Annotated in this window: 18 protein-coding genes; 13 read left to right on the top strand and 5 right to left on the bottom strand. The window is 35.2% G+C overall.

Going from position 1 to position 24,721, the window contains the following annotated elements; genetic code table 11:
* The first annotated feature begins 28 nt into the window (after window positions 1-28).
* A complete protein-coding gene (locus ACUSJC_RS05400; RefSeq protein WP_449268533.1) occupies window positions 29-793 on the top strand; it encodes a tetratricopeptide repeat protein in 765 nt (254 codons plus the stop codon).
* Between the two features lie 4 nt (window positions 794-797).
* Here the strand turns inward: ACUSJC_RS05400 and ACUSJC_RS05395 are convergent, their stop codons facing one another.
* Complete coding sequence (locus ACUSJC_RS05395; protein ID WP_449268532.1) at window positions 798-1,994, bottom strand: MFS transporter; 1,197 nt, start codon at window positions 1,992-1,994, stop codon at window positions 798-800.
* A 356-nt stretch (window positions 1,995-2,350) separates the two neighbouring features.
* Here ACUSJC_RS05395 and ACUSJC_RS05390 point away from each other — a divergent pair, with 356 nt between their 5' ends.
* On the top strand, window positions 2,351-4,918 hold the full coding sequence (locus tag ACUSJC_RS05390) for an adenosylcobalamin-dependent ribonucleoside-diphosphate reductase (RefSeq protein ID WP_449268531.1): 2,568 nt from the start codon (window positions 2,351-2,353) through the stop codon (window positions 4,916-4,918).
* 37 nt (window positions 4,919-4,955) lie between these two features.
* Here ACUSJC_RS05390 and ACUSJC_RS05385 read toward each other — a convergent pair whose 3' ends face one another.
* Window positions 4,956-5,531 carry a CvpA family protein gene (locus ACUSJC_RS05385; protein WP_449268530.1) on the bottom strand — a complete coding sequence of 192 codons (576 nt, stop codon included), beginning with the start codon at window positions 5,529-5,531 and terminating at the stop codon, window positions 4,956-4,958.
* A gap of 151 nt (window positions 5,532-5,682) precedes the next feature.
* Here ACUSJC_RS05385 and ACUSJC_RS05380 point away from each other — a divergent pair, with 151 nt between their 5' ends.
* From ACUSJC_RS05380 to ACUSJC_RS05330, 11 genes are all read left to right on the top strand, one after another.
* Entirely contained in the window at window positions 5,683-6,039 is a 357-nt protein-coding gene (locus ACUSJC_RS05380) for a hypothetical protein (protein WP_449268529.1), read from the top strand.
* A 10-nt stretch (window positions 6,040-6,049) separates the two neighbouring features.
* Window positions 6,050-6,730: a response regulator transcription factor gene (locus ACUSJC_RS05375; protein WP_449268528.1), complete on the top strand. Its 681-nt coding sequence runs from the start codon at window positions 6,050-6,052 to the stop codon at window positions 6,728-6,730.
* Window positions 6,727-8,091 (top strand): sensor histidine kinase, encoded by a 1,365-nt coding sequence (locus ACUSJC_RS05370; RefSeq protein WP_449268527.1) that lies wholly within the window; start codon window positions 6,727-6,729, stop codon window positions 8,089-8,091. Before ACUSJC_RS05375 ends, ACUSJC_RS05370 begins: the two co-directional genes overlap by 4 nt.
* A 72-nt stretch (window positions 8,092-8,163) precedes the next feature.
* Window positions 8,164-9,459, top strand: coding sequence for a TolC family protein (locus ACUSJC_RS05365; RefSeq protein ID WP_449268526.1), 1,296 nt, complete (start codon window positions 8,164-8,166; stop codon window positions 9,457-9,459).
* A 14-nt stretch (window positions 9,460-9,473) separates the two neighbouring features.
* Entirely contained in the window at window positions 9,474-10,577 is a 1,104-nt protein-coding gene (locus ACUSJC_RS05360; protein WP_449268525.1) for an efflux RND transporter periplasmic adaptor subunit, read from the top strand.
* A 6-nt stretch (window positions 10,578-10,583) separates the two neighbouring features.
* On the top strand, window positions 10,584-13,688 hold the full coding sequence (locus ACUSJC_RS05355; RefSeq protein ID WP_449268524.1) for an efflux RND transporter permease subunit: 3,105 nt from the start codon (window positions 10,584-10,586) through the stop codon (window positions 13,686-13,688).
* 132 nt (window positions 13,689-13,820) lie between these two features.
* On the top strand, window positions 13,821-14,783 hold the full coding sequence (locus ACUSJC_RS05350) for a bile acid:sodium symporter family protein (RefSeq protein WP_449268523.1): 963 nt from the start codon (window positions 13,821-13,823) through the stop codon (window positions 14,781-14,783).
* An 87-nt stretch (window positions 14,784-14,870) separates the two neighbouring features.
* A complete protein-coding gene (gene pheS, locus ACUSJC_RS05345; RefSeq protein ID WP_449268522.1) occupies window positions 14,871-15,890 on the top strand; it encodes a phenylalanine--tRNA ligase subunit alpha in 1,020 nt (339 codons plus the stop codon).
* Between the two features lie 84 nt (window positions 15,891-15,974).
* Window positions 15,975-16,382, top strand: coding sequence for a hypothetical protein (locus tag ACUSJC_RS05340; protein WP_449268521.1), 408 nt, complete (start codon window positions 15,975-15,977; stop codon window positions 16,380-16,382).
* Window positions 16,383-16,536: 154 nt separating this feature from the next.
* Window positions 16,537-19,320, top strand: a complete 2,784-nt coding sequence (locus ACUSJC_RS05335; protein ID WP_449268520.1) for a GH92 family glycosyl hydrolase — start codon at window positions 16,537-16,539, stop codon at window positions 19,318-19,320.
* Between the two features lie 46 nt (window positions 19,321-19,366).
* Window positions 19,367-21,754: an ATP-binding response regulator gene (locus tag ACUSJC_RS05330; protein ID WP_449268519.1), complete on the top strand. Its 2,388-nt coding sequence runs from the start codon at window positions 19,367-19,369 to the stop codon at window positions 21,752-21,754.
* Here ACUSJC_RS05330 and ACUSJC_RS05325 read toward each other — a convergent pair.
* From ACUSJC_RS05325 to ACUSJC_RS05315, 3 genes are all read right to left on the bottom strand, one after another.
* Window positions 21,729-23,069: a sigma-54-dependent transcriptional regulator gene (locus tag ACUSJC_RS05325; RefSeq protein ID WP_449268518.1), complete on the bottom strand. Its 1,341-nt coding sequence runs from the start codon at window positions 23,067-23,069 to the stop codon at window positions 21,729-21,731. The two genes, ACUSJC_RS05330 and ACUSJC_RS05325, sit on opposite strands and share 26 nt — an antisense overlap.
* A gap of 113 nt (window positions 23,070-23,182) precedes the next feature.
* Window positions 23,183-23,479, bottom strand: a complete 297-nt coding sequence (locus ACUSJC_RS05320) for a hypothetical protein (RefSeq protein WP_449268517.1) — start codon at window positions 23,477-23,479, stop codon at window positions 23,183-23,185.
* Window positions 23,480-23,650: 171 nt separating this feature from the next.
* Entirely contained in the window at window positions 23,651-24,628 is a 978-nt protein-coding gene (locus ACUSJC_RS05315; RefSeq protein WP_449268516.1) for a TerC/Alx family metal homeostasis membrane protein, read from the bottom strand.
* Window positions 24,629-24,721 lie beyond the last annotated feature (93 nt).

Genomic DNA, 24,721 nt, shown 5'->3' with positions numbered 1-24,721 from the left:
CCTTTCTTAGTGGTCCTTGTGGTTAAAAATGAACAAAGTAATCGTTTATATCGTATTTTTTATTTCCAATATGATCTTGGCTCAAGATGCAGCGCAAGTTATTTTTGAAAAAGCCAATGAAAATTACCGTAACGAAAAATATGAAGTTGCAGCTCAGCAATATGAGTCTATTTTACAAGATCAAAAAGTAGCTTCAGCCGAATTGTATTATAACTTAGGAAATTGTTATTACAAATTAGGTAAAGTAGCTCCTTCAATCTATAATTTCGAAAAAGCATTATTGCTAAAACCTAACGACTCGGCTATCGAAACCAATTTGCATTTTGCTCAAAAATTAGCAATTGATGATATTAAAGTGACGCCGGAAGTAGGCTTTTCTAAATGGGTTTACAATTTCACCTCGTTACTTAGCTATAACGGATGGGCATGGTTTGCAGTGGCTTGTTCTGTACTATTCTTGTTGTTTTTTGTCGGGTATTATTTTTCGGTAATTACCAATGTAAAACGCGCATTCTTCGTCGGGATGTTCGTTGTTTTGGGAGTTTTAGGAATCACAGCGATGAGTGCTTTTTTACAAAAAAGTTTCGATAAAAAAATTCAACCGGCAATTGTTTTTGCAGAAAGTGTTTTTGCCAAGTCTGAACCTAAAAATAGCGCAGAAAATGCATTTGAATTGCATGAAGGGACTAAAGTTTATGTGAAAGAAACCTTAGACAGTTGGAAACGAATTCAACTAACCGATAAAACTGAGGGTTGGGTTAAAGAAGACGCTATTAAAGAACTTAAAGAGTAATCCTTTATTTTTTCAAAGATTTTTTCTTCATCAATTTTAGGACGATAAACGCACCTATTGCGACCATAATAGCGCAAAATAGGAATAAATATTTCATTCCAAAAACATTGATAACTGTTCCTTCTAACGGACCTGTGGCACCCAAAGAAAGGTCAATAAAAAGACCATAACCCGCTAAAGCAGCACCTGCATTAGACGCGGGAGCTAATTTAACAGCTTCAACACCTAAAGCTGGAAAAATAAGAGAAAAACCTAAACCAGTAATGGCTGCACCAATTAAAGCAAGACTTGCAGTTGGAGCTAAGAATAATAGAAATAAACCAACAGCTTCGGTAATCAAACAAATTAAAGCTACTTTTAAACCTCCTTTTGAATTGATTTGATTGGCAAAAAACATTCGTCCTAAGATAAATAATGTGCTGAAAACACTCAAACATAAAGCCGCATTATTCCAATTGAAATAGTCATAGTAAAGCGTTATAAAGTTAGACAAACCACCAAATCCAAGTCCGGCTAATCCTAAACAAATGCCAAACGGTGTTACGATTCGCAATACCTTTAAAAATGGAATTGGTTCTGAAGTAAAATTACCGTAAGCAGCTTTTAAAAAGCCGACATAAACCAATCCTAGTAAAGCAGTTACTATAATAGCAACAGCAATATATTCCATTCCTAAATTTTTACTGATGATAACTCCAAGAGGAGCACCCACAGCTAAAGCACCATAACTTGCAATTCCATTATAAGAAATAGCTGTCGCAGTATGTTCGTTTCCGGCTACCAACATCGCCCAATTAATTGGACTAGCTCCAATCATTCCTTCTGCACAACCTGTTATCAAACGAGTAATGGCCAAAAGCAAAAGACTCATCATTCGGGTTTCTTCAAATCGGAAAGCAATGAACATTAGAATTCCGCTTATGAAAAAACTGCTCATACTAATCAAAACAGCTAACTTCGGTCCTTTGGTATCAACCATTTTTCCGGCTAATCCTCTTACTAAAAAAGTAGCGATATATTGTAAACTGATAATGATTCCGGCAACAATTTCGCTAAATCCTAGCGTTTTATGAATAAAAACAGGAAGTACTGCTAAAGGAAGACCAATACACAAATAACCAAAAAAAGTTAGTGAAACATAACTGATGATCTGCAATTTAGAATTGTTGAATTTTAGAGATAAAAGGGTGTTGGAAGACATGAGTATAGAAACCGTAATTAAAATGCAAATTTAAGACGTATTACTAAATTTCTTTTTGTTTAAGATAAGAGATTTAATAGGTAAAATGATTTTTATGATTATGAGATATTTTTTCGGTTAAAATTTAGCATTTGATAATTAAACTGTTATTTATTCGTTTTTATGGTTATTAATAAAATGAAATAAAATTATTGTTTGTTGAAATTAAATTTTAAAAGTTGTAAACTTTTTAAGTTTTTAAAATTTTTAATGTATTATTAATTAATTGTTTAAATAATAATTTTTGTTAACTTTTTTTAATTAAGTAATTTTAAAAAAATTATTTTTTACTTTTGTAATGATAAAAAAGTAAAGATATGGATACAAGTTTAGAAGTTCAAAAAAAGCAAATCTATACGAATGAAGAAGCGTATCAAGCTTCTTTAGTGTATTTTAAAGGAGATGATTTGGCCGCTAGAGTTTGGTTAAATAAATATGCGTTAAAAGATTCTGACGGGAATATTTATGAAAAGTCGCCGGAAGATATGCATCGTAGAATTGCTTCTGAAATTGCCCGAATCGAAAAACAATATCCGAATCCACTTTCTGAAACAGAAGTGTACGATTTAATTAAAAACTTTACCTACATTATTCCGCAAGGAAGCCCGATGACAGGAATCGGAAATCCGTATCAAGTAGCTTCTTTGTCTAATTGTTTTGTGATTGGAAACAAAGGCGAAAGTGATTCTTATGGAGGAATCATGAAAATTGACCAAGAACAAGTACAATTAATGAAACGCCGTGGTGGAGTGGGACACGATTTGTCTCACATTCGTCCAAAAGGTTCTGCGGTTAAAAATTCTGCGTTAACATCAACAGGTTTGGTTCCGTTTATGGAGCGTTATTCCAATTCTACTCGCGAGGTTGCGCAAGATGGAAGACGTGGTGCCTTGATGTTGTCGGTTTCTATCAATCATCCCGATGCAGAAGATTTTATCGATGCCAAATTAGAGCAAGGAAAAATTACGGGAGCCAATGTTTCCGTTCGAATTGACGACGGTTTCATGCAGGCGGTAAAAAGTGGTAAAGCTTACACGCAAAAATATCCAACGTTCAGTCCAAGTCCGGTAGTGTCTAAAAAAATTGATGCTGTAGATTTATGGAAAAAGATTGTTCACAACGCTTGGCAATCAGCTGAACCCGGAATTTTATTCTGGGATACCATTATCCGTGAATCATTACCCGATTGTTATGCCGATTTAGGCTATAAAACCATTTCTACCAATCCGTGTGGAGAAATTCCATTGTGTCCTTACGATTCGTGTCGTTTGTTGGCGATTAACTTGTTTTCGTATGTACAAAATCCATTTACAAGCGAAGCGTATTTCGATTTCGAATTATTCAAAGAACACGGGGGTTATGCACAACGCATGATGGACGATATTATCGATTTAGAATTGGAAAAAGTAGATGCTATTTTGGCTAAAATTGATGAAGATCCGGAAGAAGAAGAAATCAAAAGAACAGAACGTAACCTTTGGTTAGAAATTCGTAAAAAAGCGAAAGAAGGTCGTAGAACCGGAGTAGGAATCACCGCTGAAGGCGATATGTTAGCTGCTTTAGGAATTCGCTATGGAAGCAAAGAAGGAAACGAATTTTCAGTAAACGTTCATAAAACATTGGCATTAGCGGCGTATCGTTCGTCAGTAGAAATGGCAAAAGAACGTGGTGCTTTTACCATATTTGAAGCACAAAGAGAAGCTAATAATCCGTTTGTGCAACGAATTAAAGAAGCTGATGGAGCTTTGTTCCAAGACATGCAAAAATACGGTCGTAGAAATATTGCGTTGTTGACCATCGCACCAACCGGAACGACTTCGTTAATGGCGCAAACCACTTCAGGAATTGAGCCTGTGTTTATGCCGGTGTATAAAAGAAGAAGAAAAGTGAATCCAAATGATAAAGATGTTCGCGTAGATTTCGTAGATGAAGTAGGCGATTCTTGGGAAGAATACATCGTGTTCCACCACAAATTCAAACAATGGATGGAAGTAAACGGAATCGATACTTCTGTAAATTATTCTAACGAAGAGCTAGATAAAATCATCGAACAATCGCCTTATTACAAAGCAACATCAAACGATGTGGATTGGTTGAGCAAAGTAGAAATGCAAGGCGCTATTCAAAAATGGGTTGATCATTCGATTTCGGTAACGATTAATATTCCAAATGACGCTACAGAAGAATTGGTAAACCAATTGTATTTGAAAGCTTGGGAAGTGGGTTGTAAAGGCGTAACCGTTTATCGCGATGGTTCGCGTTCGGGCGTTTTAATTGCTAAAGACGAGAAAAAGGAAAAAGAGGTGGAAGAAATGGATGTAACGTTCAAACGTGTATTTCCAACGAAACGGCCACAAATTTTGGAAGCTGATGTTGTTCGTTTCCAAAATAATAAAGAAAAATGGATTGCCTTTATCGGAAAAATTGATGAGCAACCCTATGAAATTTTCACAGGTTTAGCCGATGATGAAGACGGAATTTTGTTGCCGCGTTGGGTAAACGATGGTTTCATTATCAAAAACAGAGACGAAAAAGGAAATTCTCGTTATGATTTCCAATATGTAAATCCAAGAGGTTACAAAACGACGATTGAAGGTTTGTCGTATCGATTCAATCCTGAGTTTTGGAATTATGCCAAATTATTTTCAGGAACCTTACGTCATGGATTAGAAATAGACAATGTAGTAGAATTAATTAACGGATTACAACTCGATAACGAATCGATTAATACATGGAAAAACGGAGTAGCACGCGCGTTAAAACGTTACATTCCGGATGGTACAACGGCAAGCGGACAAAAATGTGGCAATTGCGGTGGAACCCATTTAATGTATCAAGAAGGTTGTTTGACTTGTAAAGATTGCGGTTCGTCTAAATGCGGATAAATAAAAAAGGAGCTTTAAAGCTCCTTTTTTGTTGGATTTATTCTGTTTGTTGTTCACTACCAGATTCGGTATTTTCGTTTTCTAAGTCAGTTGACTGTTCACTATCAACTGAAGACTGAACACTATTCTCATACCATTCTTCAATTTTCGGATATAAAAAAGCAGAGATTTCTTTCGTTGGATTGTAAAAAATTGATTCGTCTAGCGTTTCTTGTTCAACCAGCATCTTGTTCACATTCATTTTTTCGAAAAGTAGAATCACAACGCTTAACATCAAAATGGTTTTTAAAGCACTGAAAAAAGCACCGGCCAATTTATTCATCCAACCTAAATAAGCAAAATCAGCTATTTTCGTCAATAGTTTCGCTGAAAGATGTATAACTATAACAACAATTAAAAAGGTCAACGCAAAAGCTGAAATCTCAATGTATTTGGGATCCCAACTTACTTTGGTTTCCAAAACCGATTTTAAAACATACGAAAATTTTATAGCTACAAAAATTCCGGCCACTAGGGCGATAAGCGAAGCCAATTCTACAAAAAGTCCATTTTTAATACCTTTATATAAAGCATAACTCAAGAATACGGCGAATACAATATCAATAAAACTCATGTTTGAAGAATAAAGAGAATAGAACAAAGATAATAGATTTTATTTGGGAGAACTAAACCTGTGAAAATCTAGAAGTAGTATCTTTGCAGCTTAATTTAAATAGATTGAGAAGTCTTTATTCTTTTCTCTATTTTCTATTTTTAAAAGAACTATGTCCAGAGACGAACAATTAAAAGAGCGCTGGGAAAGCGTTGTCAAAATAGTATCCGATAAATTTGCGGATGGTGACGAACTCGATTTAGATGGGATTATCTATCTAATTGGAATTCAAGAATTGGGTAAATTTAAACAAGCTTTCAAGAAAGACGAAAAAGTAAACCTAATGCATATTGCCATTTGCCGTTTACTAGAACCGTATGGGTATTATGAATTCGAACATTTCGATAACGACGGTTGGCCACATTACAAAGTAAAAGAACAATTGCCAACGCTTAAAGCAGGAGAACAAGCCGTTTTAATGAAAGAAGCTGTTGTGAATTATTTTTTAGAGAAAGAGTTGATAAAATAAAAACCACCAAATGAAAATTCTACTGGTTGAGGACGATCCTACATTAAACAAAAACATTGGCGAAGTGCTTCAAGCAGAAGGATTTTCAGTAGAAGTGGTTTATGATGGAATTTTAGCCGAAAAACTACTTAAAAATAACACGTTTGATGTTGTTGTTTTAGACGTCAATCTTCCGGGTAAAAACGGTTTTGAAGTGTGTAAAAGTTTCCGTTTGTGGAACACTGAAACGCCGGTTTTATTACTTACTGCTTTCGATGATATTGAAGATAAAGTGCAAGGTTATGATGCCGGAGCCGATGATTATTTGACCAAGCCGTTTTTAATGCGCGAACTTATTTTGCGTTTAAATGCTTTGGCGAAACGAAAAGCAAATTTGTCCAAAGAAAATCAAGAAACCAAGATATTTTTCGATGACATTGTAATTGATTTACAATCCAAAACTGTTTTTAGAAATTCCGTTGCCATTGAACTCACGCTTCGCGAATACCAAATTTTAGTCAAATTGATTGAAGCGAATGGCGATTTCGTTTCTAAAACCGATTTAATCGAAACCATTTGGGGAAAATCATTCGATGCAAATACAAATACGATTGAAGTATATATCAATTTCTTGCGAAAAAAAATAGACAAACCTTTCGATAAAAATACTATTAAAACAAAAGTCGGTTTTGGCTACTATCTGGAAAAATGAAGATTGTAAATAAAATGCAAACGTACTTTTCGGCGGTGACGATTTTGTTGCTCGCTTTTACGCTTGCGATTATTTATTTCTTGTTTGCAGCCTATCGCGAAGAAGATTTTCAACAACGCCAAAAAGATAAAATCTACATTACGCTTCGTTTTTTGAGTGAATTTCAAGATATCGATAATACGATTTTGGAAAAATTGGGAAAAACAGATGTCGATAAATTGTATGATGAAAAACTGTTGATTTTTGACGCCAATAAAAAGTTGGTGTATTCCAGTATTGACGATACTCCTATCGATTATTCCGCTAAAATCTTAGAAACACTTTCCGAAAACAAGAATTGGTACGAAGGAAAAGACAAATTGTACGATGTCGTGGGCGTTTATGTAAAAAGAGGTGATGCTTCTTACTACGGAATTTCAAAAGCGTACGATACGTATGGGTATACCAAACTGAATTTCTTGAAATATATTCTGTTGGCGACTTTTATTTTCATTTCCATTGTTGTCATTTTGGTCGTGAATTATGTGTCCAAAAAAGTCTCTTTTCCTTTGGTTGAAATGACCCAAAAAATCAGCAATTTTGATTTGGATTCCAATATTGATTTCTCCACTACCGATTCTTCAATTGCTGAAGTGAGTGTACTTAAACAACAGTTTGAAGAAATGACCAATCGTCTGCATCAGTCGTTTGCTTTTCAAAAAAATGCAGTCCAACATATTTCGCACGAACTCAAAACGCCTATTGCTATTTTGGTTTCCAATTTTGAACAAATGGAAAAAGAGCAAAATGTTACTTTACTCCAAAAGTTGATTCAGGAACAAAAAGACAATACTAAAAAATTAAGCGAAATTATTTCGGTTTTACTCGAAATTTCCAAGTCAGAAAGCAATCAAAAAAGAGCGATAACTAAGTTTAGAATCGACGATTTAATTTACGATACCATTGCCGATTTGAATTTGTTGTATCCTGATTTTGTTTTTGCGGTCGAATATGTTGCCATTGAAGACGAAAATGCTTTAAATCTGGAAGCTAATCAAAACTTAATCAAGTTAATGTTGACTAATTTGATGGTAAATGCGGTTAAATATGCAAGCGAAAACAAAGCGAATATCAGTATTTCAACTTCAAATGAAAATGAATTAGAACTTACTTTTTCCAACAAAGGAAGCAGCTTAACCGAAGAGGAACAAAAGGTAATGTTTCAACATTATTTTAGAGGGAAAAACAGTAACAAAGCTTCCGGTTTAGGTTTAGGATTGTTTTTCATCTATCGAATTGTTCAACTGCATAAAGGGAAAATTGAATATCAATTCATTGAAAATCAAACTAATATTTTTACTGTAAGACTTCCTTTAAGCTAAATTTTATTTCCTTTAAGGTTATTTTAAGGTTGTTGTGGTCATTTTTGCTACTCAATTTTAAATGAAACAAAAATGACTTTAAAATATTGGAAAATCGTATGGATTTCCTGTTTTTTCATCTCATCTATCACTGCGCAAGACACCCTTCGTTTAAGCAGAATAGATTGTGAAGCTATTTTTCTAAAAGAAAATCTAACGTTAATTTCCGAAAAATTAGAAATCAACAAGGCCGAAGCCGAGGTAATTCAGGCTAAACTGTGGCCCAATCCTACTTTTACACTAGATCAAGTGAATTTATGGGCAACACCTTCACAACGCCAACATCAAGAAGTGGTGCCGTCATTGGTTGGAGATTTTGGTCGAAACCTACAATTTAGTGCTGAACTAGAACAGTTGATTTACACCGCTGGAAAACGAAAAAAACTAGTTGCCATTGAGCAAGTAGGCGTGGAAAAATCCAAACAATATTTCGAAGATTTATTACGAGGTTTAAAAGTTGAATTTCGTAATCAATTAACCAATTTACAATACTTGCAGTTATACCGAAAAGTGTATGTAAACCAAGTAGAATCGCTAAATAAGTTGATTGCGGCTTACCAAAATCAAGTAACGCAAGGCAACGTTTCCAAAAGCGAATACATTCGGTTGAAAGCACTTCAAATTGAAGTTTTTAAAAGCATTAATTCGATTGATAAAGAACTGCATGAATCGCAAAAAGAGTTGAAAAACTTAATGAAACTCAATCCAACTGTCGTTTTGGAACTCAATCCGGAAGGTTTTGAAAAAAGTAACGAAAACATTGGCTTTTTAGACGTAAAAAATTTAGTGGATCAAGCTAAAGAATCTCGTCCCGATTTTAAACTCGCCGAACTGGAACAAACCTATTACGATAAAAAGGTTGCGTACGAACGCGCTCAAAAAACACCGGATGTTACGTTCAAAGCGTTGTATGACAGAAACGGAAGTACCATGCTCAACTTCGTCGGTTTTGGATTGTCATTCGATTTGCCTTTTTTCAATCGAAATCAAGGAAACATCAAAATGGCGCAAATTGGTCAGGAACAAGCTAAATTCCAATTTCAGGAAAAAGAATTGTCCGTTGAAAACGAAGTGATTTTGGCGTTCCAAAACATCAATCGTTCGTTCGAATTCTTAACGCACATCGAACCCGATTACGAAAAAACAATCGATGCGATGTTGACGAGTTACACGCAAAACTTCAGATTACGCAACATCAGTTTACTTGAATTTCTCGACTTTTTTGATACGTATTTGGAAAACAAACAAGCCATTTTAGAAGCGGTTAAAGAAGTGAACGAAAAAGCAGAAGAACTCAATTTTGCAGTTGGAAAAGATATTATTAATTAAAAAAAAGGAATAAAATGTTTCATATCAAGAAAATCGGAGCATTCGCTATAGGTTTATTGTTTACCGTAAGTTGTACCAAACAAGTACCAAAAGCAGATGAATCGGTATCCAAAAAATATTGTATCAGCAGCAGTTTAAAATCTAAAATTGCATTTGATACTATTGTTAAAAAGAAAGTTACTGATGCCATTCATTTAACGGGTGCTGTTGAAGCCAATCCGGATCAAGTTGTGCATTTTATCAGTCTGGTAAACGGAGTGATTTCCAAAACCTATTTTTCATTGGGCGATAAAGTCCAAAAAGGTCAGATTTTAGCCGAATTGAGAAGTACAGAATTGATTGGCATGCAAGCCGAATTAAAAACGGTTGAATCTCAAATTAAAGTTTCCGAAAAGAGTTTACAAGCGGTTCAATCTATGTTTAACGACGGAATTTCTTCGGAAAAAGAATTATTGCAAGCACAAAGCGAATTAGCAATTTTAAAAGCAGACAAAATTAAAATAAGTTCCAATCTTCAATTGTATAGCGCAAGTGCCGAAAAAGGTGTGTTCCAAATCAAAGCGCCAACATCTGGAATTATAACTGATAAAACGATTTCTGCCGGAACGCAAATCACTGCCGAAGGAGAACCGTTATTTACCATTTCAAATTTAAACGAAGTTTGGGCAATGGTGAACATTCACGCTAGTAATGTTCAGAATATTAAAGAAGGAATGCCGGTTAATATTAAAACATTGTCGTATCCGGGAGAAATTTTCAACGGAACAATAAAAGTGGTTTCGCAAGTCTATGACAACGAAGAGCGCGTATTAAAAGCGCGAGTAGTTTTGAATAATGCCGATGGTCGTTTGAAACCGGGAATGCTTGTTGATGTTGTGGCTATAGAACTCAAAAACATCGAAGCTTTAAGCGTGCCTACTGACGCTATTATTTTCGATAATAATGAAAATTTTGTAGTGCTTTATAACGACGATTGCGATGTGAAAATTGTGAAAATTGATGTCATTTCAAAACATGAAAAAACGATTTATGTAGCCAATAATTTTCAGGAAGGACAAAAAATAATTGCCAAGAATCAGCTTTTGATTTTCGAACAACTTAAGAATTTCCAGAACTAAGAAACAATGCAAAAGTTAGTACAAAAAATAGTTGCTTTTTCACTAAAGAATCACATTGTCGTTTTCTTTCTCACAGCGGTATTGTTAATCGCGGGAATCATCAGTTACATTCACACACCAATTGAAGCTTTCCCCGATGTAACCAATACGCGTGCGCGAGTGATTACGCAATGGCCAGGAAGAAGTGCCGAAGAAGTAGAAAAATTCATTACGCTTCCCATTATGAAGCAAATGAATACCATTCCAAAAAAAGCGCAAGTGCGATCGATTTCCTTGTTTGGATTATCGGTTGTAACAGTCATTTTTAATGATGATGTAGAAGATTTTTACGCGCAGCAATATGCTTCAAATCGTTTGCAAAATGTGGATTTACCTGAAGGTGCCGATGCAGGAATTGAACCGCCTTATGGAGCAACAGGAGAAATTTTCCGTTATGTTTTAAAAAGCGACCGACCAATAAAAGAATTAACTGCACTTCACGATTGGGTTATCGAAAGAGAATTGGTTTCTGTTCCCGGAGTTGCCGATGTGGTAAGTTTTGGTGGAGAAGAAAAAACGTATGAGATAAAAATTAATCCAACGGAGTTAGCCAATTACGATTTGTCGCCGCTTGATGTTTATGAGGCGGTTTCCAAAAGTAATATCAACGTGGGTGGTGATGTCATTGAAAGAGGAAGCCAAGCTTATGTTGTGCGAGGAGTTGGTTTGTTGGATAAAATCGAAGACATCGAAAATATTTTAATCGAAGTAAAAGGAACAACGCCTATTTTGGTGAAACACGTTGCTGAGGTCAAAATTTCGGCAAAACCAAGATTAGGTTCTGTGGGTTTACAAGATAAAGATGATTTGGTGGAAGGTATAGTCGTAATGTTGCGTGGGGAAAATCCGGCGGATGTTATTGGCGCTTTAAAAGATAAAATCGAAGAACTCAACACGCGAATTTTACCCAAAGATGTAAAAATTGAACCGTTTATCGATCGAACAGAATTAGTGGAAACTACGGTTCACACAGTAACTAAAAACTTGGTTGAAGGCGTAATTTTAGTATCACTTATTGTATTTATCTTTTTGAACAATTGGCGTCTGACATTAATCGTTTCTTCAGTTATTCCATTAGCGTTTTTGTTTGCCATTGTGATGTTGCGCATCAAAGGAATGCCGGCCAACTTAATTTCGATGGGTTCGCTCGATTTTGGTTTGTTGCTCGAAGGTGCTTTGGTTATTTCCGAAGTCGTCTTTGTGGGGCTCGAACAAAAAGCCCACGAACTCGGAATGGAAAAATTCAACCGAATTTCAAAATCAGGGATCATTAAAAAGAGTGCCACTAGCGTAGCTTCGTACATCTTTTTTGCCTTATTCATTTTGATTATTGCGTTGTTGCCTATTTTCTCGTTCCAAAAAGTAGAAGGTAAAATGTTTTCGCCTTTGGCTTATACTTTAGGTTTTGCGTTACTAGGTTCGTTGTTGTTGAGTTTGACCTATGTTCCGGCAATGTGTAAAGTGTTGTTGACCAAAAATATTGTTGAGAAAGAGAATTTTATCACGCGAAGTTTCCGTAACGGCTTGTTTAAGTTGTATGAATTTACGGCACGTCATAAAAAAGGAACAATAGTTACGTTTGTTGCAATTTTTGTTGCGAGTGTTGTCGGAATTTTAAATCACGGAACAGAATTTTTACCCAAGTTAAACGAAGGTGCTATTTACGTTCGCGCCACTTTGCCCAATAGCGTCAATTTGGAAGAATCGAAACGTTTGGCACTCGAAATGAAAACCAAATTACTCGATTTTGAAGAAGTAAAATTTGTGCTGAATCAGGTTGGGCGACCAAATGACGGAACGGATCCAACAGGTTTTTTCAATATCGAATTTCACATTCAGTTGAAACCGGAAGGCGATTGGAAAAAGAAGATTTCGAAAGACGAATTAATTGAAGAAATGCGTTCGTCTTTACAAACCTATCCCGGAATTGTTTTCGGATTTAGCCAGCCGATTCAAGATAATGTGGAAGAATATGTTGCTGGTGTAAAAAGTTCGTTGGTTGTTAAAATTTTTGGTGATGATTTGTTCCAATTAGAAGAATATGCCAATCAAGTTGCAGGAAGTATCAAAGATGTGGAAGGAATTCAGGATTTGAACGTTTACCGAAATATTGGTTTACCCGAATTGAGAATTCAGTTGCACGATCATTTATTGGCACGCTACGGAATTGACAAAACCGATGCACAAGCGGTTGTAGAAATGGCTATTGGTGGTAGAGCGGCTACAACTTTTTATGAAGACGATAGAATGTTTGACGTACGAATTCGCTTTTCCAAAGAATACCGAAATAACGAGGAAAAAATTGGTGAGATATTAATTCCAACGAAAGACAACCGTAAAATTCCATTAAAAGAGATTTCAACTATTTCTTATTTGACTGGGCCAACATTTATTTACCGTGAAGGAAGCAGTCGTTACATTGCTGTTGGTTTTAGTATTGAAGGGCGCGATTTGGGAAGTACTATTACCGAAGCTAAACGAAAAGTAGCACAGGCAGTTCAATTACCCGATTCGTATAAAATGGAATGGGCAGGAGAATTTGAATCTAAAGAAAGAGCAACCAAACAGTTAATCACAATTGTTCCCATTTCGCTGTTGTTAGTCATGTTCTTATTGTGGATGAATTTCCAAGGGAATAAAAAAGATACGTTGGTTTCGTTTATCGTATTGCCATTTGCATTCATAGGAGGTTATTTCTCTTTATTTGTGACCAACACTACTTTCGGAATTTCATCAGGAATTGGATTTATCATTCTTTTTGGTGTAGCTACCATTGACGGAATTGTGCTAATCGGAAACATCAGGCAAAATCTGAATAAAAAAATGTCGTTGAAAGAAGCGATTTCAAAAGGTGTTTATGCGAGAATTCGCCCGGTTTTAATGATTGCTTTAATGGGTTCTATGGGGTTACTTCCGGCAGCTTTATCAACCGGAATGGGTTCTGAAGTACAAAGACCTTTAGCTATTATGATTGTAGGTGGACTAATTGTGTGTATGATTTTGTCAATTACAGTACTGCCTCAAGTGTATTATTATGCTTTAAGAGAAAAAAAACATAGTTCAGATTATTAATTACGGCATCTTTAGTTGGTTAAAGTAGCCTTTTGCCCCAATTATTCTTTTATTTTTTTCAATTTTGTAAAAAATAAAAATAACGTTTCCCTCAATTCAGGGAAACGTTATTGGGGTAAAAAATGAAAAAGAATGAAAATAGATAAGTTTGTTTTAGCCATAATAGGTGTTGTTTTGTTGGCATATTTGTTCCCGCAATGGGGGTCAAAAGGAAGTCCAATACCTTTAGATATCATAGGGCGTTTAGGAATTTCTTTAATTTTCTTTTTCTACGGATTAAAACTGCATCCTGATAAAATCAAAAGCGGACTCAAAAACTGGAAATTACACGTTGTGGTTCAGTTGGCTACTTTTTTGTTGTTTCCCGTTGTGGTTTTACTATTCAGACCATTGGCTTCCTCAGAACATACCGAAATGATTTGGTTGGCATTTTTGTTTTTGGCGGCTTTGCCTTCTACAGTTTCGTCTTCGGTTGTCATGGTTTCTATTGCTAACGGAAACATTCCGGCAGCCATTTTTAATGCCAGTATTTCAGGATTAATTGGGATTGCCATAACGCCACTTTGGATGGGTTTATTTTTGAAACAATCGGCAGCCGATTTTGACTTGGGTGCTATTTATATCAAATTGTTAACCGAAATTTTGGTTCCTGTTGTTCTTGGATTGCTGTTGCAGCGTTTTTTAGGAAAATATACCGCTAAGTATAATAAAGAGTTAGCCTTATTTGATAAAACGATTATTCTCATCATTATTTACAAAAGTTTTTCGGAATCTTTCGAAGAAAAAGTCTTTACATCTGTTAAACTAACTGATCTGATCTTTATTTTCGCAGCAGACATTTTGTTGTTTTTTGGTGTGTATTATCTCATTGGGTTTTTAGCCCAAAAATTAAAATTTAACCACGAAGACCAAATTACCGCTCAATTTTGCGGAACTAAAAAATCATTGGTTCACGGGACTGTTTTTTCTAAAATTCTATTTCCGGCGACAATGCCCACAGGTGTAATTCTACTGCCATTGATGTTGTTTCACGCAGCTCAAATTTTTATTATCAGTGTTATCGCTTCAAAGCTTGGAGTAAGAGACGAAAAGTAGTTTTTCCTCATAAAATGAGAAACTTTACAATTAAATCAAACCAAAAAAAATTTAATTCGTAAATTTGCGGTCAATTTAAGATTTGCAATGATTGACAAGATTAAAAATCACATTGAAGAGGTAAAAGCTTTTCATGCTGATAACAAGGAGAAAATTGAAGAGTTCCGTATCAAATACTTAGGAAGCAAAGGCTTGTTAAAAGAACTATTCGCTGATTTTAAAACCGTTCCGAATGAAATGAAAAAAGAGTTTGGGCAAGTGATTAATCAGTTGAAAACCATTGCTGAAGAAAAAGTAGCGGCTTTACAAGATCAAATCGAAAGTAAAGAAGTAGCAACAGGAATTTATGGCGATTTAACGCGTCCTGGTGATCCGGTAACTTTAGGGTCGCGTCATCCTATTTCTATAGTGAAAAATCAAATCATTGATATTTTTTCGAGCGTAGGTTTTAATGTTTCTGAAGGTCCGGAAATCGAAGACGACTGGCACAACTTTACGGCATTGAATCTTCCGGAATACCATCCGGCGCGCGATATGCAGGATACTTTTTTCATTCAAACGAATCCGGATGTTTTGTTGCGTACGCACACGTCATCAGTTCAGGTTCGTTATATGGAAAACAATCAACCGCCAATCCGAACCATTTCTCCGGGTAGAGTATTTCGTAACGAAGCGGTTTCTGCGCGTTCGCACTGTATTTTTCACCAAGTAGAAGGTTTATATATTGATAAAGATGTTTCTTTTGCCGATTTAAAACAAACTTTGTTGTATTTCACCAAAGAAATGTTCGGAAAATCAAAAATCCGTTTGCGTCCGTCGTATTTTCCTTTTACAGAGCCAAGTGCTGAAATTGATATTTATTGGGGTTTAAAAACCGAAACTGATTATCGTATTACCAAAGGAACTGGTTGGTTAGAAATTGGAGGTTGTGGAATGGTAGATCCAAACGTTTTGAAAAACTGTAACATCAACGCAGATGAATATACAGGTTTTGCTTTTGGTATGGGTGTAGAGCGTATTGCAATGTTGTTGTACCAAATTGGAGATATTCGTATGTTCTATGAAAATGATGTACGTTTCTTAGAACAATTCAAATCAAGTTTATAATCAAGTTTTTGTCATTCCGAACTCGTTTCGGAATCTTACACTATCAATAAATAAGGGACGAAATATTCGTTCCTTTTAAGTATCATGAAAAAAGACATTATCATCCCAAAAGTAGAAGGCGTTCATATTGTGGCAATTCAAGAATGGAACGACGATTTTCAAGAACATTCTTGGTACGCGTATTTGTTAAATGAAACCGACCAAAAGTTAGAAATGGCTATCGTGGTTTCAAGAGCTTACGGATTGATTAATGGCGAAAATAGAAAAACGGCAACTTTCCGTCATGCATTTAACGAAGTGGAACCCCAAACGGCTGTAAAAGTAGAATTGTTAGAAAACAATGTTTTACAGTTGAATAATGAGTTTATGTTGAGCTATTTCTTAGATGGAAAATTATACGATAAGAAATTCATTTTTAGAACCAATAGCATTAACGAAAAAGCACAAACTGATTTGCCGGTTATTGGGCGTCGTGGAGTTTTAGCAGTTTAATTTTCATTCTGAGTAAGCCAAAGAATGTCACTTCGAGCGGAGTCGAGAAGTCTCTTTAGTCAATACATTTAATCACAAATTCAATTATTTCCACATAGTTAATTGTAGAATTTATATAAAATCCTCAAATTTACGATTCTAAACAAACTGTAAAATGAGGATTTTTCTTTTTAATATACTTTTAATTGCCAACTCTATTTTTGCACAAGACGTTGCAAATCATGTCAATCCATTTATTGGAACAGGCGGTCACGGGCATACTTTTCCGGGCGCAACGGTTCCTTATGGAATGGTGCAATTATCACCCGATACAAGAATTGATGGCAGTTGGGACGGTTGTTCGGGTTATCATTATTCTGATTCGGTAATTTACGGATTTTCGCATACGCATTTGAACGGAACCGGTGTTTCTGATTATGGTGATATTATGTTGATGCCAACGATGGGCGAATCTTCATTTGATAATAAAGAGTATTCTTCTCCTTTTTCGCATGCCAATGAAAAAGCGTCTGCCGGATTTTATTCCGTGAAATTAGACAAACACAAGATTGATGTACGTTTAACCACTTCAACCCGTGTTGGTTTTCATGAATATACGTTTAATAAAGCCGGACAAGCCAATATTATTTTGGATTTAAACCATCGCGATAAATTGTTAGAAGGCGAAATTCGAGTAATTGATGATAAAACTATTGAAGTGTTACGTAGAAGTGAAGCTTGGGCTAGAGATCAATATGTTTTTGCGCTAATTGAGTTTGAAAAGCCAATAGATATTTCAAAGGTAAAATGTAATGGTGAAAAAGGAAGAAAATTTACGGGAACTGAATTAGCGTTATCTTTTTCAAGAAATGTAAAAAAAGGAGAAAAGATTAGATTAAAAGTTACTCTGTCAAACACTGGTTTTGATGGAACAGAAATAAATTCTACAGAAATACAACATTGGGATTTCAATAAGGTTCATACAGATGCTATAGCCGCTTGGAACAAAGAATTATCAAAAATCGAAGTCACTTCTGAAGACAAAGACAAATTAGCGATTTTTTACACGGCGTTGTATCATACTATGATGCAACCCAATATTGCGCAAGATATCGATGGAAAATATCGCGGTCGCGACAACCAAATTCATCAAACAGAAGGATTTGATTATTACACGGTTTTCTCACTTTGGGACACCTTTAGGGCAGCGCATCCGTTGTACACGTTGATTGATAAAAAACGAACAGCCGATTATATTAATACATTCATAAAACAATACGAACAAGGCGGAAGATTGCCTGTTTGGGAATTAGCGTCAAACGAAACCGATTGTATGATTGGTTATCATTCCGTTTCGGTAATTGCCGATGCAATGGCAAAAGGCATTAAAGGGTTTGATTATGAAAAAGCTTTTGAAGCAAGTAAGGCTTCCGCCATGCGCGATGTTTTAGGTTTAGATGTCTATAAAAAACAAGGATTCATAGGAATTGATGACGAGCACGAAAGTGTCTCTAAAACTGTGGAATATGCTTACGACGATTGGTGTATTGCCCAAATGGCTGTGATTTTAGGGAAACAAGACGATTATCAGTATTTCATGAAGCGTTCTCAAAATTGGAAAAATCTATTCGATTGGGAAACCGGTTTCATTCGTCCAAAGAAAAATGGAGGCTGGGAAACACCATTTGATCCTAAAGAAATCAATAATAATTTTACCGAAGGTAATGCGTGGCAATATACTTTTTTTGTGCCACAAGACATTCAAGGAATGATCGAAGCCTATGGTGGAAAAGTGAAATTTGAAACCAAGTTAGACGAAATGTTCAATAGTGAAAGTAAAACTACCGGCCGTAATCAAGCAGATGTTACCGGTTTGATTGGGCAATACGCACACGGAAACGAACCAAGTCATCACATGGCGTATCTGTATAATTATGTTGGTAAACCCGAAAAAACGAATGAAAAAATAAAGTTCATTTTAGAAAATTTCTACAAAAATGCACCCGACGGTTTAATAGGAAACGAAGATTGTGGTCAAATGAGTGCTTGGTATGTGTTGAGTTCGATAGGAATTTATTCGGTTACACCAGGAAACGCAGAATGGGCAAAAACAACTCCTTATTTTGAAAAAGCAACTATTAATTTCGAAAATAAAGAACAACTTACCATTACCAAAAAAGGTTTTAAAGGTTATTTAAAAGAAGTTTTGGCCAAATCTGAAAGCAAAAATGTATTTCCAATTATCCCAGTTCCAGTAATTCAAGCGGAAAGTAAATCATTTGAGGATAAATTGAATATTGAAATTAAATCTCAAAATTCAAATGGTGAGGTTTATTACATTATCTATGATAAAGATGATTATTTGGTAAAAAAGATGTTTGTTAAATACACAAAGCCTTTTGAAATAGCACAAACGGCAACAATTCAAGCTTTTGTAAAATACGGTAACACTTTAAGCGACACTATTTCCGCGCAATTTTTCAAAAAACCAAATAATTACACGATTAGCATTAAATCAATATACAATTCACAATATCATGCTGGCGGTCCAGAAGGTTTAATAGACGGAATTTTTGGGGTAACCAATTGGAGAAAAGGAGATTGGCAAGGGTATCAAGGACAAGATTTTGAAGCTACAATCGATTTGCAAAAAGAAATGAAAGTTTCAAGTATTACCGCAGATTTTTTACAAGATTCTCGCGCTTGGATTCTAATGCCTACTCAAGTGGAGTTCTATGTATCAAAAGATAATGTGACTTTTGAAAAAGTAGCCGAAATTAAAACCACTCTTGATCCTAAACAAGATAAAGTACAAACAGAAAAACTAAAAGTTGAGGTTTCTACTCAAGCCAAATATGTTAAAGTAATTGCTCGAAATTTCGGCAAATTGCCCGAATGGCATCAAGGTTCAGGCAGCGATGCTTTTATTTTTATAGATGAAATAGAGATTAATAAATAGTTGTTAAACTTAAAAAGGTTTCATTCTGTTTTGGTATTTTTATCAAATGAAGTCTTTTTCACGCTACACTCCATTAAAATTATTAGTCAGTTACCTGTTGCTTTTAGGTTTAATGTCTTCTACGGTTTGGTTTCTGTTCAAGCAGCAATCCAATCTCAATAAATCGCTTAAAGTAGACGAAAAAACCAACAGCAAACAATTAGCCTATGCGGAACTTATTCGTGATTTATACGAAGCCGATAATTATGCTAAAGTAGCTATCCGCAAAGGCGATAAAGTTTCCCAAAGAGATTTTATAAGTAAGAATAAAGAAATCATAACTTATATAGATTCTCTTAAAACATCAGTTTTGGATTCTGAACAAGGATTGCTGGATACCATTAAGCAGTATTTGAGTGTAAAAGAGCATAATATTGTAGAATTGCGAAGACTTCAAAATACCAGAGCAACTTCACCCATAGGAGAAGCTTTGCAAGGCATTAAAAACCTAGAGCAGGAGAAAGGAAAACTTACCTTAGAAAACTTTGTTCAGAATTTAGATGAATTGACCGATTATCAGCGCAGAGTGGCTCAGGAATATGTAGATTACTTGAATGCCAATGTACCCAGAGATCCTTCTAATTCGATTTCCCATCAAGAGGCAGATTCGTTGTTAACGGCTTCAAAAACAATATTGGAAACCGCTCAAAAAAAGAAAGATGAGAAGTCCATTTTAATCAAGACGAAAGAAATTCAACTTCTTCAAAATGAGCTTGCTATTACGCAAAAACTGTCTAATGTGATTAATCAGTTGCGAGAATCCATAGAATTGGAGCAACTTAAATTCCAAAAAGCTAAACTAGATAACCAAAACAAATCATTTGTTCTTTTACAAAAAGCGGCCTTAGCCTGTGCTATTGTCGTTGTTTTCTTCTTTTTTCTCCTTTCGGTAGATTTCTTCAAAAACAAAGTGTATCGCGAGAAATTGGAGATAGAGAAGCAAAAAACCGAGCAATTATTAGAATCGCGCGAGCAGTTAATGACAACCGTGAGTCACGATATCAAAGCCCCTTTACAGTCGCTTTTAGGCTATAGCGAACAATTATTGGAACGAGAACATGAGTTCGCTAATCGAGAGCAGTTAATCAAGATTAAATCGGCGACCAATTACATTCAGCAGTTGGTCTCAAGTTTGTTGGATTATGTTCGGATGGAAAAGGGGAAAATTCAAGTGATTCACACGCAATTTGATTTGAACGAATTAATTGAAGAAAGCGCACAAAACATAGCCGATTTGAGTCAGAAAGACAAAGTTTCTTTGGTGTTCAAATTGTCGCAAACAGAAGGTTTTTTCATTTACAGCGATTATAACAAACTACGCCAAATTTTATATAACTTAATCGGAAATGCGTTTAAATTTACGCAAGAAGGCAGCGTAACAATTGAAACCCAAAAGACGAATGATACAGTGACTTTATGGGTTAAAGATACCGGAATCGGAATCTCCAAAGAAGCTTACGAAACTATTTTTAAGCCATTTACACAAGAAAATAACCAAGTCGAAATTTTGTATGGCGGAACCGGTTTGGGGCTTTCTATTTGCAAACGTTTGGTAGGATTACTCAACGGGACTATTTCGGTGGAAAGTAAAATAAATGAAGGAGCTACATTCTTGGTGAAAATCCCGCTTTTGAAACCTGATTTGACTAAAAAGCCGAAACAGATTGCTCTTGACGTGGCTTTTCTTATTGATGATGATTTATCTCAATTGAAGTTAAACCAATCATTGTTAAAACCTCATTTTAAAGAAGTATATACGTTTTTTGATGCTAATGAAGCATTGCGTTTTGGGAAAACCAAAAGGCCTTCGATTGTGGTAACCGATATTCAGATGCCACTACTCGATGGCTATACTTTTTTGGCTCAATTTCGACAAACTAAAGAAAACCAGTTGATTCCCGTAATCGCTACGAGCGGAAATTATCTTTCGGAAGAGTTATACCAATCCAGTTCGCGATTCGACTATTTTTTACCGAAGCCTTTTGGTGCTAAAGAATTGCTGGGAATTATTACAACTTTAGCCCATAAAGAACATTTAGAAACTCATGAGGAACCTAAAGATTTGAAAGAAGTCTTAGTTCGATTTTTAGGAGATGATAAAGAGTTAGTCCATCAGTTTCTAGAACAATATCTCACGGAATTTAAATCGGATAACGAAAAATTAAATACCGCTATACAAGATAAAAATGCGGTACAAGTGGCTCAAGCTTGTCACAAAATGGCAACGATGATTCATCAGTTACAAGAAACAACATTGGCCAACCAATTAAAAACAATAGAAAAGCAATTGCTAAAAAATCCCGAAATGGATGATTTTAAGAAACCGTTGGAAAATCTAAAACAACAATTAGCTGATTTTGAACAAAAAATTAAGTTTCTATATCAAAATAGCTGATTTTATTGTATAATGTTTTTCGAGCCATGCCTAAAATTTCAGCCGCTCTGCTTTTATTTCCTTTAGCTAAGGAAAGCGCATCCAGAATTGCTTTTCGTTCGGCTTCTTCTTTTAAGTTTAAGGAACTATGTGTAGGACTGATGCTTTCAAACGTGTGAAATTCTGAAGGTAAATCGTTGATATCAATACAATTACTTTGGCACAATAAAACACAGCGTTTCATTACATTTTGCAATTCTCTGATATTACCTGTCCAAGCGTATTGTTGTAAGGCTAAAAGCGCTTGCGTACTGATTTGGTTGACGCTTTTTTGAAGTTGCTCGGAAGCTTTTTCCATAAAAATTCGGGCAAAACCTTCAATATCTTCTTTCCGATTTCGCAAACTAGGTGTTTCAATCGAGAATTCGTTTAAACGATGATATAGGTCTTCTCTAAAAGTTCCGTTGGCAACAGCTTCTTTCAAGTTTTCATTGGTTGCCGAAATGATTCGAACGTCGACTTCAATTTCTTTTGTGCTACCAATTCGTTTGATTTTTCGTTCTTGAATGGCACGCAAAAGCAAAATTTGAAGTTCATACGGCAGATTTCCGATTTCGTCTAAAAAAAGCGTTCCGCCTGTTGCGGCTTCAAAACAACCTGTTTTATCCTGAATAGCACCGGTAAATGAACCCTTGATGTGTCCAAAAAATTCGCTTGCTGCAATATCTTTTGGAATGGCACCGCAATCGACTGCTATAAACGGACCTTCTTTTCGGGAACTTTTTTCGTGTATACTTTTAGAAGTGACTTCTTTTCCGGTTCCGCTTTCGCCGGTAATTAAAACAGTTAAAGGTGTTGGAGCAATTAAATCGATATATTTTTTAAGTTGTAACGCTGCATTGCTTTCGCCCCAAAAGAAAGAGCTTTCCGCTTCATCTTTACCTTTAGGTTGAACATGTACAGTCGTTTTTTTCTGAGGTTGTGTAGTTACTTTTTGTAAAACAAGTAAAACTTCTTCAGGAACAAAAGGTTTGGCTATATAATCGGCAGCACCTTTTTTCATGGCATTAACCGCTGTTTTTACATCAGCATAAGCTGTCATCAAAACAAAAGGAGCTTGAATTCCTTTAGCTCTTATTTCGCTTAAAAGTGTAATTCCGTCACCATCCGGCAGTCGTAAATCAGATAGGATAATTTCGAAAGTGTTTGTATTCAGAATATCTAAAGCTTCTTTGGTAGAGAAAGCTTGTTGTACAACATATTGATTGCGAGTTAAAAAGTGACTCAACATGTTGTTAAAGGTATTGTCGTCTTCTATTAATAAGAGTTTCGGCATTTCTTTTTTTTAAAAATAGAAAAATCAAAACACTTTTTTCTTAATTTTTCTATAAAAAAGAAGGCTGTGTTTTAAAACACAACCTTCTCAAAGAAATAAACTACCCACAAGATTTATTTGTTAATCCAATTTCCGCTAGCATCAGCGTACACTGTTTTTACTTCTTTTTTAATCACCAATTCCAATTTGTATTCTTTATTCTCGTTGATGTAGGCTTTTTCAAGAGTTGCTCCGGCATAATCCTTAGCAATAGCATCTAAAACTGGTTTTGCTACTTCTGCGGTTGAAATCTCTTTGAATTCATCAGTAATAGTAGTTTCAATTGTAGTTAAAGTTTCAATTTCGTTTGCAATAGCAAAACTTGTAACGGATGTGCAAGCAAAAATAGCTGCAATAAATACTTTTTTCATAATCACATTTTTTTAGTTATTTGATTAATGATAATGAAAAGAATGTGCCAGTTAATGGCTTTGTTGTTAATTTTTTGTATTTCAGTTGTTTATATTTTTATATGAAAAGCGACTTGTGTAAATAGGTAACAATTGCTGTGAAAATTGTGTAAGGATTAGTCGGTTTTAATTCTATTTTTTAATCGGAAACAGAATAGACCAAAAAATAGAAATAATTAAAACGCTTCCTACAACAGCCAGAGAAGCAGGAGAAGATATATGAACAAAAGGAGCAATAATCATTTTAACTCCTATAAACGCTAAAATTAAAGCTAATCCGTAGTGCAAACGCCCGAACATATACATGAAGTTAGCCAAAAGAAAATAAAGTGATCTAAGCCCAAGAATAGCAAATATATTTGATGTATATAAAATAAAAGGATCATCAGGAGCGATGGCAAAAATGGCAGGAATACTGTCAACTGCAAAAAGTAGATCTGTGAATTCGATGATGGCTAAGACAACAAAAAGCGGTGTTGCCATTTTGATTCCGTTTTGAACAGTGAAGAATTTGTCTTGATCAAATTTGTCACTAACCTTGAAGAATTTATGTACGATTCGTGCCCCAGGACTTTTAGAGAAATCTTTATCACCTTCGTCCTCACCGTGACTAAACCAAGATTTGAACCCGGCAATAATTAAGATAAATCCAAAAAGAGTTAAAAGGTAATTGATTTTTACAGGTTGACCAAAAAGTTCCATTTCAGGTAAATAGGTGTAGTTTAAAATCCAAACGCCTGAAAATATAAAAATAGCTCGGAATAATAAGGCTCCTATAACACCCCAGAACAAGACTTTATGCTGAAGCTCTCGAGCCACATTAAAATACCCAAAGACTAAAATGAAAACAAAAAGATTATCTACCGAAAGCGCTTTTTCAATCCAATAAGCACCTTGAAATTGAGAAAATTTCTCAACCCCCATGAAGTAATAGATAATCCCGCTGAACCCCATGGCTAATGAAATCCAAATAACCGACCAAATTGCTGCCTCTCTACTAGAAATGGCATGACTTTTTTTGTTTAAAACTCCTAAGTCCAGAATTAACATCGCCAAAATGGTAATGGTAAAAACAGTAATAATAACAGGATGGTTGATTAAGTGATCCATGAAGAAATTTTTTGCAAAGATAGAATGTGTTTTTTGAACCAAGAGAATTGGAGGTAACTGATTGTATTTCAATTTTTTACAAAAAAAAGAAAA

The organism is Flavobacterium sp. U410 (assembly GCF_053570605.1).
This window is presented reverse-complemented; position numbering and strand designations above follow the sequence as displayed.